Annotated in this window: 14 protein-coding genes and 1 riboswitch; of the genes, 4 read left to right on the top strand and 10 right to left on the bottom strand. The window is 75.1% G+C overall.

Features of this window, described 5'->3' with window-relative positions; translation table 11 throughout:
• The first annotated feature begins 72 nt into the window (after positions 1–72).
• Both D7318_RS10345 and D7318_RS10350 read left to right on the top strand, forming a co-directional pair.
• A complete protein-coding gene (locus D7318_RS10345; RefSeq protein ID WP_183091346.1) occupies positions 73–693 on the top strand; it encodes a TetR/AcrR family transcriptional regulator in 621 nt (206 codons plus the stop codon).
• A gap of 176 nt (positions 694–869) precedes the next feature.
• Positions 870–1,292, top strand: coding sequence for an ATP-binding protein (locus D7318_RS10350; RefSeq protein WP_120696609.1), 423 nt, complete (start codon positions 870–872; stop codon positions 1,290–1,292).
• 51 nt (positions 1,293–1,343) lie between these two features.
• Here the strand turns inward: D7318_RS10350 and D7318_RS10355 are convergent, their stop codons facing one another.
• From D7318_RS10355 to D7318_RS10390, 8 genes are all read right to left on the bottom strand, one after another.
• Positions 1,344–3,524 carry a 3-hydroxyacyl-CoA dehydrogenase NAD-binding domain-containing protein gene (locus D7318_RS10355; protein WP_120696610.1) on the bottom strand — a complete coding sequence of 727 codons (2,181 nt, stop codon included), beginning with the start codon at positions 3,522–3,524 and terminating at the stop codon, positions 1,344–1,346.
• 92 nt (positions 3,525–3,616) lie between these two features.
• Positions 3,617–4,831 (bottom strand): acetyl-CoA C-acetyltransferase, encoded by a 1,215-nt coding sequence (locus D7318_RS10360; protein ID WP_120696611.1) that lies wholly within the window; start codon positions 4,829–4,831, stop codon positions 3,617–3,619.
• Positions 4,828–6,000 carry an acyl-CoA dehydrogenase family protein gene (locus tag D7318_RS10365; protein WP_120696612.1) on the bottom strand — a complete coding sequence of 391 codons (1,173 nt, stop codon included), beginning with the start codon at positions 5,998–6,000 and terminating at the stop codon, positions 4,828–4,830. Before D7318_RS10365 ends, D7318_RS10360 begins: the two co-directional genes overlap by 4 nt.
• The gene (locus tag D7318_RS10370; RefSeq protein ID WP_120696689.1) at positions 5,997–7,181 is read right to left on the bottom strand and encodes a CaiB/BaiF CoA transferase family protein; all 1,185 of its coding nucleotides are present in this window, start codon (positions 7,179–7,181) and stop codon (positions 5,997–5,999) included. The genes D7318_RS10365 and D7318_RS10370 overlap by 4 nt, the downstream gene beginning before the upstream one ends.
• 158 nt (positions 7,182–7,339) lie before the next feature.
• Positions 7,340–8,617 (bottom strand): ROK family transcriptional regulator, encoded by a 1,278-nt coding sequence (locus D7318_RS10375; RefSeq protein WP_120696613.1) that lies wholly within the window; start codon positions 8,615–8,617, stop codon positions 7,340–7,342.
• 63 nt (positions 8,618–8,680) lie between these two features.
• The gene (locus D7318_RS10380; RefSeq protein WP_120696614.1) at positions 8,681–8,926 is read right to left on the bottom strand and encodes a hypothetical protein; all 246 of its coding nucleotides are present in this window, start codon (positions 8,924–8,926) and stop codon (positions 8,681–8,683) included.
• A complete protein-coding gene (locus D7318_RS10385) occupies positions 8,927–9,286 on the bottom strand; it encodes a hypothetical protein (protein ID WP_120696615.1) in 360 nt (119 codons plus the stop codon).
• A gap of 73 nt (positions 9,287–9,359) precedes the next feature.
• Positions 9,360–11,471 carry a bifunctional serine/threonine-protein kinase/ABC transporter substrate-binding protein gene (locus D7318_RS10390; RefSeq protein WP_120696616.1) on the bottom strand — a complete coding sequence of 704 codons (2,112 nt, stop codon included), beginning with the start codon at positions 11,469–11,471 and terminating at the stop codon, positions 9,360–9,362.
• A gap of 226 nt (positions 11,472–11,697) precedes the next feature.
• Here D7318_RS10390 and D7318_RS10395 point away from each other — a divergent pair, with 226 nt between their 5' ends.
• Entirely contained in the window at positions 11,698–12,774 is a 1,077-nt protein-coding gene (locus D7318_RS10395; protein WP_230423616.1) for an aminotransferase class V-fold PLP-dependent enzyme, read from the top strand.
• Here D7318_RS10395 and D7318_RS10400 read toward each other — a convergent pair.
• Together D7318_RS10400 and D7318_RS10405 are read right to left on the bottom strand one after the other, a co-directional pair.
• Entirely contained in the window at positions 12,723–12,908 is a 186-nt protein-coding gene (locus D7318_RS10400) for a hypothetical protein (RefSeq protein WP_120696617.1), read from the bottom strand. The two genes, D7318_RS10395 and D7318_RS10400, sit on opposite strands and share 52 nt — an antisense overlap.
• A 65-nt stretch (positions 12,909–12,973) precedes the next feature.
• Entirely contained in the window at positions 12,974–14,422 is a 1,449-nt protein-coding gene (locus D7318_RS10405; protein ID WP_120696618.1) for a glycine hydroxymethyltransferase, read from the bottom strand.
• Between the two features lie 24 nt (positions 14,423–14,446).
• Positions 14,447–14,539, bottom strand: a riboswitch (ZMP/ZTP riboswitch).
• A gap of 88 nt (positions 14,540–14,627) precedes the next feature.
• On the opposite strand from D7318_RS10405, the gene D7318_RS10410 reads away from it, so the two are divergent.
• Positions 14,628–14,864: a dodecin gene (locus D7318_RS10410; protein ID WP_120696619.1), complete on the top strand. Its 237-nt coding sequence runs from the start codon at positions 14,628–14,630 to the stop codon at positions 14,862–14,864.
• The last annotated feature ends 13 nt before the right edge of the window (positions 14,865–14,877 follow it).

Raw genomic sequence — 14,877 nt, forward strand, 5'->3', positions numbered from 1 at the left:
TGCCGCCCGCGCCCGCGCCACGCGGCGGCAGCCCCGCGACGGGCCCCGGGGCACCCGCCGTACGATGCCCCCATGGGACACGAGGCGGCGCCCGTGGGGTCGCGCGAGCGCAAGAGGCGGCGCACGAACGGCGATCTGACCCGGGCAGGGCTCGAACTGTTCCTCACGCGCGGATACGAGAAGACCACCGTCGGGGACATCGTGCGCCGGGCCGACGTGTCGGAGCGCACGTTCTTCCGCTACTTCTCCAGCAAGGAGGAGCTGATCCTGCGTCCGCTGCGCGCGGCCTGCCGGGCGCTGCTCACCGAGGTGGCGCGGCGTCCCGAGGCGGAGGCGCCGCTGCGCGCGCTGCACGAGGGCGGCCTCGCGGCGCTGCGCCGGGTGACGGGCGAGCGGCCCGAGCGCCATCTGGCCACGCTGCGGGTGGTGTGTGCCGAGCCCGGCGCGATGGCGGCCTGTCTGCGCTTATCCACCGAGCAGCAACACGAGCTCGCCCGGGTGCTGGCCGCGCGCGAGGGGCTGCCCGAGGACGATCCTCGCCCGCTTGTCCTGGCGGGTGCGTTCATGGCGACGGTGGTGCGCGCGACGCTGAGCTGGGACGAACGGGGCGACGGCACGCTGGAGTCACTGGTGGAGGCGGCCCGCTCCCATGTGGCGCTGCTGGGCCCCGCGCTGGCGGGAAGCTGGCGTTGAGGCCCGCCCCGGGGTGGGCGATCCTCCTGACCCGGCGTCGACCAGCTCACCCGCGCGGGTGATATGAACTCCACACGTGCAGCTGAATTCCTTGCGGAATCCCGGGAGTTATGGGCAGGGTGCCACAGGTGACACAGTGCACTCACTCCATCACGCCCGCGGAGTCCGGAGGGATCATGACACTCATCGGCCAGGACGCCGGTACCCAACGCCTGTCGCACAGCTGGGCTCTGACGGCCCGTCGGGAGGACCTGGCGCACTTCCGCCGCCTGGCCTCGCTGGCGATGCGGGAGTGGGGGCAGCCCTCGTCGGTGGCCGAGGTGGTGCTGCACGGGGTGACGGAGCTGCTGTCCAACGTCGCGCGGCACGTGGAGGATCCGCGGTGCACGCTGGAGTTGACGCTGGTGGGCGGCGGGGTCCTGGTCACGGTGCACGACCGTTCGCCGGTACTGCCGGTGATCACGCTGCCCGACTGGACGGCCGAGGAGGGCCGCGGCCTCTGGCTGCTGCGGGAGATGGCCGACGACCTCGGGTACGCCGGGGCCGAGGGCGGCAAGCGGGTGTGGGTGCGGGTCGCGGGGGAGGCGCCCGACGCGTGAGGCGCGCCGGGCGCTTCGTGCGGAAGGGCGGTCGCCGGTCGCCGGTGCCGGTCAGTCGTCGGTGAACGGCTCGTTCCGCTCGGCCTTGGCGCGCAGCGGCGCGGGCGGCGCGAAGCGGGCGCCGTAGCGGGCCGCCAGCTCGTCGGCGCGGGCCGCGAAGCCCGCGGGGCCGCCGGGGTGGCCGTTGACGTACTGGAGGACGCCGCCGGTCCAGCCGGGGAAGCCGATGCCGAGCAGCGAGCCGACGTTGGCGTCGGCGACGGTGCTGATCACGCCCTCGTCGAGCAGCCTGATGGACTCCAACGCCTCGGAGAACAGCAGCCGTTCGCGGATGTCGTCGAACGGCACGCCCGCGTCCTTCCTCGCGAAGTGGGTGCGCAGCCCCGGCCACAGCCGGGTGCGGCCACCGGCCTCGTAGTCGTAGAACCCCGCGCCGCTCGCGCGGCCCTCCCGCCCGAACTCCCCGGTCATCCGGTCGAGCACGGCCTCGGCGGGGCGCGGCTCCCAGCGGCGCCCCGCGGCCTCGGCCGCGGCGCGGCCCTCCGCCCACACCCGCAGGGGCAGCCCGAGGGACATCTCGTCGAGCAGCGCAAGCGCGGGCGTGGGGTACCCGGCCATGGACGCGGCCCGTTCGAGCGAGACGGGGTCGACGCCCTCGGCCAGCATGTCGAGCGCCTCCTCGAGGAAGCGGCCGATGACGCGCGAGGTGAAGAAGCCGCGGGAGTCGTTGACCACGATCGGCGTCTTGCCGAGCCGCCGCACCAGGTCGAACGCCCGGGCGATGGCGGCGTCGCCCGTGGCCGCGCCCCTGATGATCTCGACGAGCGGGCGGCGTTCGGCGGGCCAGAAGAAGTGCAGGCCGACGAAGTCCTCGGGGCGCGTGACGGCCTCGGCGAGGTGGGTGACGGGCAGGGTCGAGGTGTTGGTACACAGCAGCGCGTCGGGGGCGACGGCGCCCTGGATCTCCTGGAACACCTTCCGCTTGAGCGCGCTGTCCTCGAAGACCGCCTCGATCACCACGTCGCAGCCCGCCAGCTCGGCGGGGTCGGCGGTCGCGGTGACGCGGGCGAGTGCGGCGTCGCGCTCGTCGGCGGTGACGCGGCCCGCGGCCAGCGCCTTGTCCAGCAGGGCCGCGCCGTGGGCGCGGCCGCGCTCGGCCGCCTCCCGTGTGACGTCCTTGAGCACGACGTCGAGGCCCACGGCGGCGCACGCGTGGGCGATGCCCGCGCCCATCATCCCGGCGCCGACGACGGCGACGCGGGCGGCGGGGCGCTCGGGGACGCCGCGGGGGCGGGCGGCGCCCGCGTTGACGGCCCTGAGGTCGAAGAAGAACGCCTGGATCATGTTCTTCGACGTCTGGCCCGTCACCAGCTCGGTGAAGTACCTGGCCTCGATGGCCGACGCGGTCTCGAAACCGACCTGGGCGCCCTCGACGGCCGCGGCCAGGATGGCGCGCGGGGCGGGGTAGGGCGCGCCATGGGTGCGCCGGGCCAGGGTCGCGGCGAACGACGGCAGGACCGCGGCCAGCCGGGGGTCGGCCGGGGTGCCGCCGGGGACGCGGTGGCCCTCGGTGTCCCACGGCTGCCGGGCGTCGGGGTTCTCGCGGATGAACGCCCGTGCGCGGTCCAGGAGTTCGGCGCGGGTGGTCACCAGCTCGTGCACCAGCCCCCGGTCGAGCGCGGCGCGCGGGCGGTGGCGGCGCCCGTCGAGCAGCACGCCGGTGAGCGCCTCGGCGATGCCGAGCAGCCGGACGGTGCGGACCACACCGCCGCCGCCGGGCAGCAGGCCGAGGGTGACCTCGGGCAGGCCCACGCGGCAGTCGGGCGCCTCGGGCCCGTGCATCAGGATCCGGTGGTGGCACGCGAGGGCGATCTCGAACCCGCCGCCGAGCGCGGTGCCGTTGAGCGCGGCGACGACGGGCCTGCCCAGGGTCTCGATGCGCCGCAGGGCCGCCTTGACGCGCATCCCGAGGTCGAAGACGCGCCGGGCGTCGGCGGGGGTGGCGGCGCGCAGGTCGCGCAGGTCGCCGCCCGCGAAGAACGTCTTCTTGGCCGAGGTGACGATGACCCCGGTGATGGTCTCGCGCTCGGCCTCCAGGCGGTCGGCCGCGGCGGTCAGCGAGGCGATGCAGGCGGCGTTCATCGTGTTGGCCGACTGGTCGGGGTCGTCGAGGGTGAGGGTGACGACGCCCTCGGCATCCCGCTCCCAGCGGATGGTGGGGGTCTCGCTCATGGTGTCGCGGCTCGCTCCTCTTGGGCTCACTTCGGCGGTCCTGGACGGCGGTCGGAGTCGGCGGATCGGGGTCGGCGGGGCGGGTCGGCGGGTCAGACGCGTTCGACGACGGTGGCGATGCCCATGCCGCCCCCGACGCACAGGGTGGCCAGGCCGCGGCGCAGGTCGCGGCGCTCCAGCTCGTCCACGAGGGTGCCGAGGATCATGGCCCCCGTGGCGCCCAGCGGGTGGCCGAGCGCGATGGCGCCGCCGTTGACGTTGACCTTGTCCAGGTCGAGGCCCATCTCCCTGACGAAGCGCAGGACGACGGCGGCGAACGCCTCGTTGACCTCGACGAGGTCGATGTCGTCGATCGTCAGCCCGGCCTTGGCCAGCGCCTTGCGGGTGGCGGGGGCGGGCCCCGTCAGCATGATGGTGGGCTCGGACCCGGTGACGGCGGCGGAGACGACGCGCGCCCTGGGGGTGAGGCCGAAACGCTCGCCGACCGCGGCGTTCCCGACCAGGACGAGGGCGGCGCCGTCGACGATGCCCGAGGAGTTCCCGGCGTGGTGGACATGGTCGATGCGCTCGACCCAGTGGTAGCGCTGGAGCGCCACGGCGTCGAACCCGCCCCGCTCGCCCAGCGCGGCGAACGACGGCTTGAGCCGGGCCAGGCTCTCCGCGGTGGTGCCGGGGCGCGGGTGCTCGTCGCGGTCGAGGACGGTGAGCCCCGAGCGGTCGGTCACGGGCACGACGGAGCGGGCGAACAGCCCTTCCTTCCAGGCGCGCGCGGCCCGCTCCTGGGAGAGCGCGGCGTACTCGTCCACGTCGCGGCGGCTGAAGCCCTCGACGGTGGCGATGAGGTCGGCGCTGATGCCCTGCGGGACGAACCCGGTGGCGAGGCTGGTCTCCGGGTCCATGCTCCACGCGCCGCCGTCGGAGCCGAGCGGCACGCGCGACATGGACTCCACTCCGCCCGCCACCACCAGGTCCTCCCAGCCCGAACGGACCTTGGCAGCCGCCAGGTTGACGGCCTCGAGGCCCGAGGCGCAGAAGCGGCTCTCCTGGAGCCCCGCGACGGTCTCTGGCAGCCCCGCGGCCAGGGCGGCGATCCTGGCGATGTCGGAGCCCTGGTCGCCGTGCGGGCTGACGACGCCGAGGACGACGTCGTCGATGGCGGCCGTGTCGAGCCCGGGGAGCCTGCGCGGCAGCTCGCGCAGCAGCCCGGTGACGAGGTCGATCGGCTTGGTGCCGTGCAGGGCGCCATCCGGCTTGCCGCGCCCGCGCGGGGTGCGGAGGGCGTCGTAGAGGAACGCTTCGTGGGTCACGGTGTCTCCTGTGCGCTTCCGGGGCGGTCGGCGAGGAGCGATCGGCCGATGATCTCCTTCATGATCTCCGTCGTGCCGCCGTAGATGGTCTGGACGCGCCCGTCGGTGAAGGCGCGGGCCACCGGGTACTCGGTCATGTAGCCGTAGCCGCCGTGGAGTTGGAGGCAGCGGTCGGCGACCCGCTTCTGGAGCTCGGTGGCCCACCACTTGGCCATGGCCGCCTGCACGGCGTCGATGCCGCCCGCCGCGTGGTCGGCCACGCAGCGGTCGACGAACGTCCGGGTGACGGCGCACTCGGTGGCCATCTCGGCGATCTCGAAGCGGACGTGCTGATGCCCCGAGAGCGGGCGCCCGAACGCCTCGCGCTCCTTCACATACCGCGTGGTCAGGTCGAGGACGTGCTCGGCCGCGGCGATCGCGCCCACGGCGATGCTCAGCCGCTCCTGCGGGAGGTGGGCCATGAGGTGGGCGAAGCCCCGGTTCTCCTCGCCGAGCAGGTTGTCCTTGGGGACGCGGACGTCGGTGAACGACAACTCCGCGGTGTCCTGCGCCTTCTGGCCGATCTTGTCGAGGTTCCTGCCGCGCTCGAAGCCGGGCATGCCGCGTTCGACCACGAGGAGGCTCAGGCCCTTCGAGCCGCCCTCGGGGGTGGTGCGGGCGACCACGACGACCAGGTCGGCGAGGATGCCGTTGGAGATGAACGTCTTGGCGCCGTTGAGCAGCCAGTGGTCGCCCTCGTCGGTCGCGGTGGTGCGGATGCCCTGGAGGTCGGAGCCCGCGCCGGGCTCGGTCATGGCGACGGCGGTGATCAGCTCGCCCGAGCAGAAGCCGGGCAGCCAGCGCGCCTTCTGCTCGTCGGTGGCCAGGGAGGTCAGATAGGGGCCGATGATGTCGTTGTGCAGCGTGACGGCGAAGCCCCTGGCGCCCGCCCGGGCGAACTCCTCGCCCAGCACGGCGCTGTACCGGTAGTCGGGCGCTCCCCCGCCGCCGTACTCCTCGGGCACGGTGAGGCCGAGCAGGCCGCGCCGCCCCGCGGCGAGCCACGCCTCGCGGGCCACGATGCCGTCGCGCTCCCACCGCTCCTGGTGGGGCGCCACCTCCTTGGCCAGGAAGGTGCGGACCACGTCGCGGAACGCCTCGTGGTCGTCGTCGAACAGGTGGCGCTTCATCTCGGTTCCTCGGCGCTTCGCGGGTGGTGGTGGTGGGCGGGTGGGGCGGCGGTGAGTCCTGGCAGGTCCCAGTCGGCGGCGACCGAGGCGGCGTCGGCGCCCGGCACGGCGGGGCCCGCGGTGACCGCCGTGGGGGTGGCGGAGAAGCGCGGCGCGGGGGCGGGCTGCACGGCGCCCGCGTGCTCGGTGAACGTGCCGCGCGCCGTCAGATGCGGGTCCCGGTGCGCCTCGCGCAGCGACAGCACGGGCTCCACACACGCGTCGGAGCCCGCGAACACCTCGGTCCACTCCGCGCGCGTCCCGGTGGCGAACCTGGCCGCGATCAGGGCGCGCAGCGCGGGCCAGCGCGCCGGGTCGTCGCGGTCCTTCGCCGCCTCATCGCCTTCGATGCCGAGCAGCCGCGTGAACTCGGCGTAGAAACGCGGCTCGAGCGCGCCCACCGCCATGTGCCCGCCGTCGGAGGTGGCGTAGCACGCGTACCAGGGGCAGCCGCCGTCCAGGAGGTTGGCCGCGGGGCGGTCCCGCCAGGCGCCCGCGGCGAGAAGGCCGTGCAGCAGGGTGCCGAGGTGGGCCACGCCGTCCACGATGGCGGCGTCCACGACCTGACCCTCGCCGGTCGCGCGGGCGTGCAGCAGGGCGGCAAGGACGCCGACGGCCAGGTAGAGGGAGCCGCCCGCGTAGTCGCCGAGCAGGTTGGCGGGCGCCACGGGCGGGCCGTCGGCAGGGCCCGTCATGCCGAGGGCGCCGGTGCGGGCCAGATAGCCGAGGTCGTGCCCCGCGCGGTCGGCGAGCGGGCCGTCCTGGCCCCAGCCGGTCATCCGGCCGTAGACCAGGCGGGGGTTGCGGGCGCGGCAGTCCTCGGGGCCCACGCCGAGGCGCTCGGCCACGCCCGGCCTGAAGCCCTCGATCAGCACATCGGCGCGCGCGGCCAGCTGACGGGCCAGCTCGGCGCCTTCGGGGGACTTGAGGTCGAGGGTGACGGAGCGCTTGTGGCGGTTGGTGAGGTCGAAGGCCGGGTCGGCGCCGAAGCCCGGCGGCCCGGGCCGGTCCACGCGGACGACATCGGCGCCCAGGTCGGCGAGCAGCATCGCGGCGAACGGCGCGGGCCCGAGGCCCGCGAGCTCCACCACCCGGGTCCCGGCCAGCGGGCCGCGCCCTGGCCGCCTCGCTGCCGTCGCCATCGGGGCCCCCTGCCGTGTCAGCGTCGAACGCGCCGACACGGGCGAGAATAAGAACACGTTCCACTTTTCCGCAAGTGCGTGCGCCGAACGCGCCTCCCGCCGAACGCCGTTGCCCGAGCGGCCCGTTCCCCCGGTGGTCCGTTCCGCGCGCCGCCGCCTCAGCGTCCCGGCGTCAGGGCCCCGGCGTCGGCCATCCGGCCGCCGCGTTCGAGGAAGTCGGCCAGCGGGAGCGTGGCCGCGCCGACGGCCACCGCGTCGGTGCCTAGCCGCGCCAGCTCGATGCGGGCGCGGGCCGCGGGGTGGCGCAGGGCGTAGGAGCGGGCCGCGGCGCGCACCCGCGGCAGCAGCGAGGGGCCGAGCAGCAGCCCGGCCCAGCCGCCGAGCACGATCCGCTCGGGGTTGAACAGGTTGACCAGGTCGGCGATCCCGGCGCCCAGGTACTCGGCGGTCTCCGCCAGGAGCTCGAGCACGCGCGGGTCCGACGCCTCGGCGGCGGCCAGGAGCCGGGCCAGCGCGGCCTCCTGGCCCTCGCCTTCGACGCCCTTGTCTCCCGCCTCGGCCCAGCGTTCGAGCAGCGCGCCCGCCCCCACATAGGCCTCGAGGCACCCCAGCGCGCCACAGCGGCAGCGCCGCCCGCCCACCCGCAGCGTGGTGTGGCCCCACTCCCCCGCCGCGCTGCCCGCGCCCCCGTAGGGCGCGCCCCCGGTGACGATGCAGGCGCCCACGCCCGAGCCGATCAGCGCGATGACGGCGTCCCGCGCGCCACGGCCCGCGCCGAACCACATCTCGGCCTGCCCGAACGTCCGCGCACCGTTGCCCACGAAGATCGGCACCCGCGGCGGCAGGTCGACGGCCGCGCGCAGCAGCGCCTCGAACGGCACCGCGTCCCAGCCCACGGTCTGCCCGTGCACCACCGCGCCCCGCCCCTCGGTCCCGGTCCCGGTGCCCTCGGGCGCGTGCCGTTCCACGATGCCCGGCACCCCGACGCCGACGCCGAGCAGCCGCTCGGGACCGAGCAGCGCCTTGTCGAGCACCGCCGCCACGCCCGCCCCGATGTGCTGGACGACCTGGCCGACATCGCGCCCCTGGTCGGTCAACGGGTGCTCGGCGCGGGCCAGTTCGGACAGGGACAGGTCGAACAGCTCGACCCGCACCCGGGTTTCGCCCACGTCTATGCCTATGAGGTGGCCGCACTCGGGAACGACGCGCAGCAGCGTCCTCGGCCGCCCCCCGTCGGAGTCGACCGAACCCGCCTCGCGCAGCAGCCCTTCGGCCAGCAGCCCGGCCGTCACGTTGCTGACCGTCCCCGAGCTCAGCCCCGCCGCCTGCCCCAACTCGTGGCGGCTCAGCGGCCCGTGGAAGTACAGGTGCCGCAGCAGGGCGGCCCGGTTGGCCCACCGCAGATCACGGACGGTCCCTCGCTTGCTCTCAGCCATGTCTCCTCCGACGGGCAACCTACCGCCGCGGGACCACCGCGAGATCGGCGACCACCGGTCCCCTCACAGGTTGATGAGCTGGACGGCGGTGACGGTGCGGACGCCCGCGCTCACGTAGTACACGACGATGGCCCCCGAGACGGTTGCCTCGCGGTAGTCGCGCTCCCCCTTGATCGGGGTCGAGCCATGGGCGTACGGGGCGTGGCCGACGGTGCCGGCCATCGCGGCGTCGAACCGGCACCTGCGCCCGGCCGCCATCTGCCGCCGGGCGGACTCGGCCTGTCCGGCGTAGGCGAGGCGGAAGACCACCTACCCGGTCCCCTCTTCCCCGGCGCCCGGCTCGTCGCGCCCACCCGGCGCCGCGCCCGACTCCCCACCCGACTCGTTGCCCAACTCCTCGTAGGGGAAGACCACTCCGGAGAAGTCGCCCGCCCTGAGCCGGGCCACGATCTCGTCGTTCGCCTCGGCCGCGTCGGGTCGGGTGGCCAACGCCCAGCGCGCCAGCACCCGGTAGAGGTCCTGGCCCGGGGTGCGGCTGACCTCCACGTCGAACGCGGCGCGCTCCGCGTCCGTCGGCAGCGCGGCACGGATGCCGTCGATGGTGGCGGGCAACTCGACGCGCTCGTCGCGGATATAGGTGACCCATGTGGCATGGGCGGTGTCGTTCACCCCGGCTCCCCCTCTCCTCGTGCTCCTCGTGCTCTCCTCGTGCTCCTCGTACCCGGACGCGAGCCTGCCAGGCTCAGCTCGGGAACGGCGCGGGGCCGCGGAAGCGCGCGCTGCCCGAACTCGCCTCGTACAGATAGGCCATGGGCCCCGCGCCCGCGTAGTCCCCGGCCTGGTCGAACGCCAACTCCCGTGCCACGCCCCGGTATCGGGAGGAACGCAGCCGGTCGAGCAGCCCTCCGCGACCGAGTGCGTCGCCGCCCTCGACGACGCCGCGCATGCCCTCGACGGTCAGCCGCGCCAGGTCGTACGCCTCGGCGGCATAGGGCTCGGCGGCGTCGCCATAGCGCTGCCGGTGCACGGACGCGAAGCCGCGGGCGCTGTCGTCGGCGACCGGGTCGGTGTAGGTGGCGATGAACCACCAGCCGTTGCCCGCGTCCCCCGCCTCGGCGAAGAAGTCGGGGCCCATCGCCTCCTGGGTCGCGATCCCGGTGCCGTCGAAGCCCTCGTCGGCCAGCGCGCGGGCCAGCCGCCCCGCGCCCCTGGCGAAGCCGCCGTACACCACCGCGTCCACCCCGGCGGCCACGAACTCGGCGGCCACCGGCCCGAAGTCCTCGGTCCCCGCGGGCAGGACGCGGGGCAGCAGGTCGATCAGCTCCCGGTCGATCGTGCCGCTGACCGCCCGCGTGGTCCGCGCGCTGTACAGGTCGGCGCCGCGGTCGTCGACCAGGCCGACGCGGCGCGCCTCGACCGTCTCGGCGAGGTGGACGGGGATGGCGAGGCTGCTGTGCCCGGTGCTCGGCCGCGCGTGCAGCAGCGTGCCGAAGCCGTCCCTCGGCTCGACGGAGCCGACGGACAGCGCGAGCAGCGGAACGCCCGCCTCGGCGTAGATCCCGGCGACCAGCGGGGCGATGGCGTCGGCGGTGGGCCCGATGACGGCCATCACCGTGGGGTCGGCGGCCAACTCGGCGGCCAGCTCGGTGGCGAGCCCCGGATCGCCCCGGTCGTCGACATGGCGCAGCGCCAGCCGGAACGGCAGGTTGCCCATGGTCCGCAGCTCGTCCACGGCCATCGAGACGCCCCGCAGCTGCCCCCGGCCGAGGCCCGCGTACGGCCCCGTCAGGTCGGCGTGGAGCGCCAGGGTGACCTGGGCGCCCTCCTCGGCGACGGCCTCGTGCGACGACGGGTGCACGATCCGCCACACGCCGAGGCCCGCGGCGGCGGCGAGCGCGCCGGTGCCCCCGAGCAGCAGCACGCCCCTGCGCCCCAACGACCGGCGGGCGGCGGGCCCTTGGGGCGCGCCTGGCCCGTTCTCCTCGGCGGGCGGCGGCATGTGGGGGTCGGGGACGGGCAGCGGCGCGGCACAGCGTTCGGCGACCTCGAGCGCGACCGGCCCTGGCAGCCACCCCGGCACGTCGTCCACGGCCAACTCGGCGCGCAGATCGGCCGCGGTGGGCCGGGGCAGCGGGTCGTGCTCGAGGCACGCGCGCACCACCTCGAGCAGGCCGCGCGGCACGTCGGCCAGGTCGGGCGGCTCGTGCAGGGCGCGCAGCAGCAGGTCGGCTTCGGCGCCCTTCCCGAACGGCGAACGCCCGGTGGCCGCGTACGCCAGCACGCAGCCGAGGGAGAAGATGTCGCTCGGCGGCCCCGTGCGGTCGGCGTCGCCGAGCGCCTGCTCGGGCGAGACGAAGCCCGGCGGGCCCGCGAGCGTCCCGCTGCCGCCGAAGCCGGTGAGCCAGGGCCCGTCCGGCGTGAGCAGCACATGCCCTGGGCGGACGTCGCGGTGGGTGAGACCGGCGCCGTGCACGGCCTGGAGCGCCTCGGCGAGCCGCGCGCCCAGCACGCGCACCGAGCGCGACGGCAGCGGGCCGTGGGCGGCGACGGTGCCGTCGAGCGGTGGCCCGGCGACGAAGGGGAACGCGGCCCAACTCGTGGCGCCCGCGGTGTCGGCCGCGGAGACCGTGATCAGCCAGCGGGCCGCCACATGGCGGGCCGCGGACACGTCGCGTTCGAAGCGCGCGCGGAAGTCGGCGTCGGCGGCGTGCTCTTCGCCGATCACCTTGAGCGCGGTGGGGACGCCGCCGAGTGAGGCGGCGTAGTAGAGCCTGCCGGTGCGGCCCTCGGCCAGCCTGCGCAGCAGCCGGTAACCGCCGATCCGGCGGGGATCGGTGGGTTCGAGATCCCTCACCGTGTCTCGCTTCCGGCCCCTGGGGCCCTGTCAGAAGAGGAACGGAATAACCCTCAGGGCACCGGGATGACCGGCGCGCGGCGCCGCGGCATGGAGAATGCGAGGAGCGGTCGGCGGTGTCCGCGGGTCCCCCACCCGCCCGCCGTCCGGCGGCACGATGTCAGACTGTAGCGAAGCCGTGGCGCTCCGCGCTACCCGAGGACTCCTGGTGAACACAGTGGACCCTTTGGACACTCTGGCCCCCGGCGAATACGCGCCGGCGACGACGTATCTGGAGACCGCCTCGCACGGGCTGCTGCCCGCGCGCACGGTGGCGGCGCTCACCGAGGCGATGGTGGGGATGAACGACGGACGCCCCGACAGCGTCGCCTGGTTCGGCGCGGTGCGCGAGGCGAGGACGGCGTTCGCGGCGCTCGTTGGCGTGGCGCCCGAGCGGGTCGCGGTGGGGGCCTCGGTGGCCGCGCACACCGCGGTGATCGCCGGGTCGCTGCCGCCGGGCTCCGAAGTGGTGTACGCGCGCGACGAGTTCAGCTCGCTCGTGACGCCCTTCGCACAGCGGCCCGAAGTGCGGCTGAGGGAAGCGGAGTTGACGGAGCTGGCCGAGGCCGTGGGCCCCGGCACCACGCTGGTGGCGGTCTCGGCGGTGCAGTCGCTCGACGGGCGCTCGGCCGACCTGCCCGCGATCCGGGCCGCGGCGCGGCGGCACGGGGCGCGCACGCTGGTCGACCTGACCCAGGCGGCGGGCTGGTCCCCCGCCTCGGCCGCGGACTTCGACTTCACGGTGTGCGCGGGCTACAAGTGGCTGCTGTGCCCGCGCGGCACGTCGTTCCTCACGGTCCCCGATGACGGCGGCGGGCTGCTGCCGCTGCACGCGGGCTGGTCGGCGGGCGAGGAGCCGTGGCGGAGCACCTACGGCCCGGTCGCCCGGCTCGCGACGAGCGCGCGGCGGTTCGACGAGAGCCCGTCCTACCTGCCGTACATCGGCGCGGCCAGGTCGCTCTCGCTGGCGACCGAGCTGGGCAGGGCGGCGATCGAGGCGCACGACCTGGCGCTGGCCCGGCGGTTCAGGGAGGGCCTCGGGGCGCTCGGCCTCGCGCCGGTGCCCGGCGACTCCCCCATCGTCTCGGTGCCAGGCCTCGGCGGGGCCGCGGCGCCCCTGGCCGAGCGGGGCATCCGGGTCTCGGCGCGCGGGGACAACCTGCGGGCGGCGTTCCACCTCTACAACACGGCCGCCGACGTGGACCGGGTGCTTCAGGCGTTGGAGCCGCTGGCCGCCTCGGGCGTCGCCTCGCGCGGCGCCTGACGGCACAGCCGGTCGGCCTGCCGGGTGGTCTCGGGCAGCCGGGGGCCGCGGCTCAGGTGGAGGGTGTGGGCGCAGGCGACGTCGACGACGGTCCCCGGTGCCACGGCCGCGGGGCCTGAGCCGTCGAGCACCACCCGTGCGCGCAGGGCGAGTTGGACGGCGACGGCCCCGGCCTCCGAACCGGGCGTGGGGTGGGCGGTCAGCTGAGATCGATCCCCGGGTAGAGCGGGTGCTTGGCCAGCAGGTCGGCCGAGCGCTCGGCGACCTGCTTGGCGACGCCGTCCTCGAGCGCGTAGGTGGCCTTGGAGGGCTTGCCGCTCCTGGTGGTGCCCACGGATGTGCGGGACAGCACGGTGTCGATCAGCTCGGCCACCTCGTCCATCTCGGCGGTGCCGAGGCCCCTGGTGGTCAGGGCGGGGGTGCCGACGCGGATGCCCGAGGTGTACCAGGCGCCGTTGGGGTCGCGGGGGATGGCGTTGCGGTTGGTGACGATGCCCGCCTCGAGCAGGGCCTCCTCGGCCTGGCGGCCCGTGAGCCCGTAGCCGGAGACGTCGATGAGCGCCAGGTGGTTGTCGGTGCCGCCGGTGACCAGCCGTGCGCCCCTGCGGGTCAGGCCGTCGGCGAGGGCGCGGGCGTTGTCCACCACGCGCTGGGCGTAGGCGCGGAACTCCGGCTGCCTGGCCTCGGCGAGCGCGACGGCCTTGGCGGCCATGACGTGGGGCAGCGGGCCGCCGAGCACCATCGGGCAGCCGCGGTCCACCTGGTCGGCGAGCGAGTCGTCGCACAGGACCATGCCGCCGCGCGGGCCGCGCAGGGACTTGTGGGTGGTGGTGGTGACGATCTGGGCGTGCGGCACCGGGTCGAAGTCGCCGGTGAGCACCTTGCCCGCGACGAGGCCCGCGAAGTGGGCCATGTCGACCATGAGCGTGGCGTCCACCTCGTCGGCGATCTCGCGCATCAGGCGGAAGTTGACCAGCCTCGGGTAGGCGGAGTACCCGGCGATGATGATCAACGGCCTGAACTCGCGGGCGCTGGCGCGCAGCGCGGCGTAGTCGATCAGGCCCGACTCCGGGTCGGTGCCGTAGCTGCGCTGGTGGAACATCTTGCCCGAGATGTTCGGCCTGAAGCCATGGGTCAGATGGCCGCCCGCGTCGAGGGACATGCCCAGCATCCGCTGGTCGCCCAGGTCGCGGCGGAGCGCCGCCCAGTCCTCCTCGGTCAGCTCGTTGACCTGCCTGACCCCGGCGCGCTCCAGGGCCGGGCTCTCGACGCGCTGGGCGAGGACGGCCCAGAACGCCACGAGGTTGGCGTCGATGCCCGAGTGCGGCTGGACGTAGGCGTGGCGGGCGCCGAACAGCTCGCGGGCGTGCTCGGCGGCGACCGCCTCGACGGTGTCGACGTTGCGGCAGCCCGCGTAGAAGCGGCGCCCCACGGTGCCCTCGGCGTACTTGTCGCTCAGCCAGTTCCCCATGGCGAGGAGCACGGCGGGGGACGCGTAGTTCTCGCTGGCGATCAGCTTCAGGGACGCGCGCTGGTCCTCGATCTCGGCGCCGATGGCGTCGGCGATCCTGGGCTCGACGCCGCGGATCGCCTCGAGGCCGCTGCGGAAGGCGGTGGACTCGGTGGTGCGGGTGGGTTCTGCGCTCACGGGGGGGCCTCCTTGACCTGACGTCGCGAGGGCCCAGGCGCACGGCACCACGTCGCAGAGCAGGACCGCTCCCCGATGGTGGACTCCATCCGAAACGCGCCAGTCACGGCCCGGTGCGAGGGTAGCACCGCGCGCAGGTCCTCCCCCGTGCCGGTCACGTTCCGTGCGGTCGCGGAACGCCTCCCCCTGGGGCACGGTGGAGGGCATGAGTGAGCACACCTACCGGGTGACCGAGATCGTCGGCTCGTCGCACGAGGGGATCGACGACGCGATCCGCAACGGCCTGGCCCGGGCCTCCCGGACGCTCCGTCAGCTGGACTGGTTCCAGGTGACGGAGATCCGGGGGAACCTCGACGAGGGCACGATCGCGCACTACCAGGTGGGGCTGAAGGTCGGCTTCCGCCTGGAGGACGACGGGCCCGGCGGGGACGCCGGGGGCTGAAGGGCCCGAGCGG

Origin of the sequence: Streptomyces radicis (genome assembly GCF_003626575.1) — a bacterium.
GTDB classification, from domain to species: domain Bacteria; phylum Actinomycetota; class Actinomycetes; order Streptomycetales; family Streptomycetaceae; genus Streptomyces; species Streptomyces radicis.

What these genes read in the sequence shown, in the direction of transcription:
- D7318_RS10345 (WP_183091346.1), top strand. Translation starts at nt 73, where the DNA reads ATGGGACACGAGGCGGCGCCCGTGGGGTCGCGCGAGCGCAAGAGGCGG.
- D7318_RS10410 (WP_120696619.1), top strand. Translation starts at nt 14,628, where the DNA reads ATGAGTGAGCACACCTACCGGGTGACCGAGATCGTCGGCTCGTCGCAC.
- D7318_RS10375 (WP_120696613.1), bottom strand. Translation starts at nt 8,617, where the DNA reads ATGGCTGAGAGCAAGCGAGGGACCGTCCGTGATCTGCGGTGGGCCAAC.
- D7318_RS10370 (WP_120696689.1), bottom strand. Translation starts at nt 7,181, where the DNA reads ATGGCGACGGCAGCGAGGCGGCCAGGGCGCGGCCCGCTGGCCGGGACC.
- D7318_RS10350 (WP_120696609.1), top strand. Translation starts at nt 870, where the DNA reads ATGACACTCATCGGCCAGGACGCCGGTACCCAACGCCTGTCGCACAGC.
- D7318_RS10365 (WP_120696612.1), bottom strand. Translation starts at nt 6,000, where the DNA reads ATGAAGCGCCACCTGTTCGACGACGACCACGAGGCGTTCCGCGACGTG.
- D7318_RS10355 (WP_120696610.1), bottom strand. Translation starts at nt 3,524, where the DNA reads ATGAGCGAGACCCCCACCATCCGCTGGGAGCGGGATGCCGAGGGCGTC.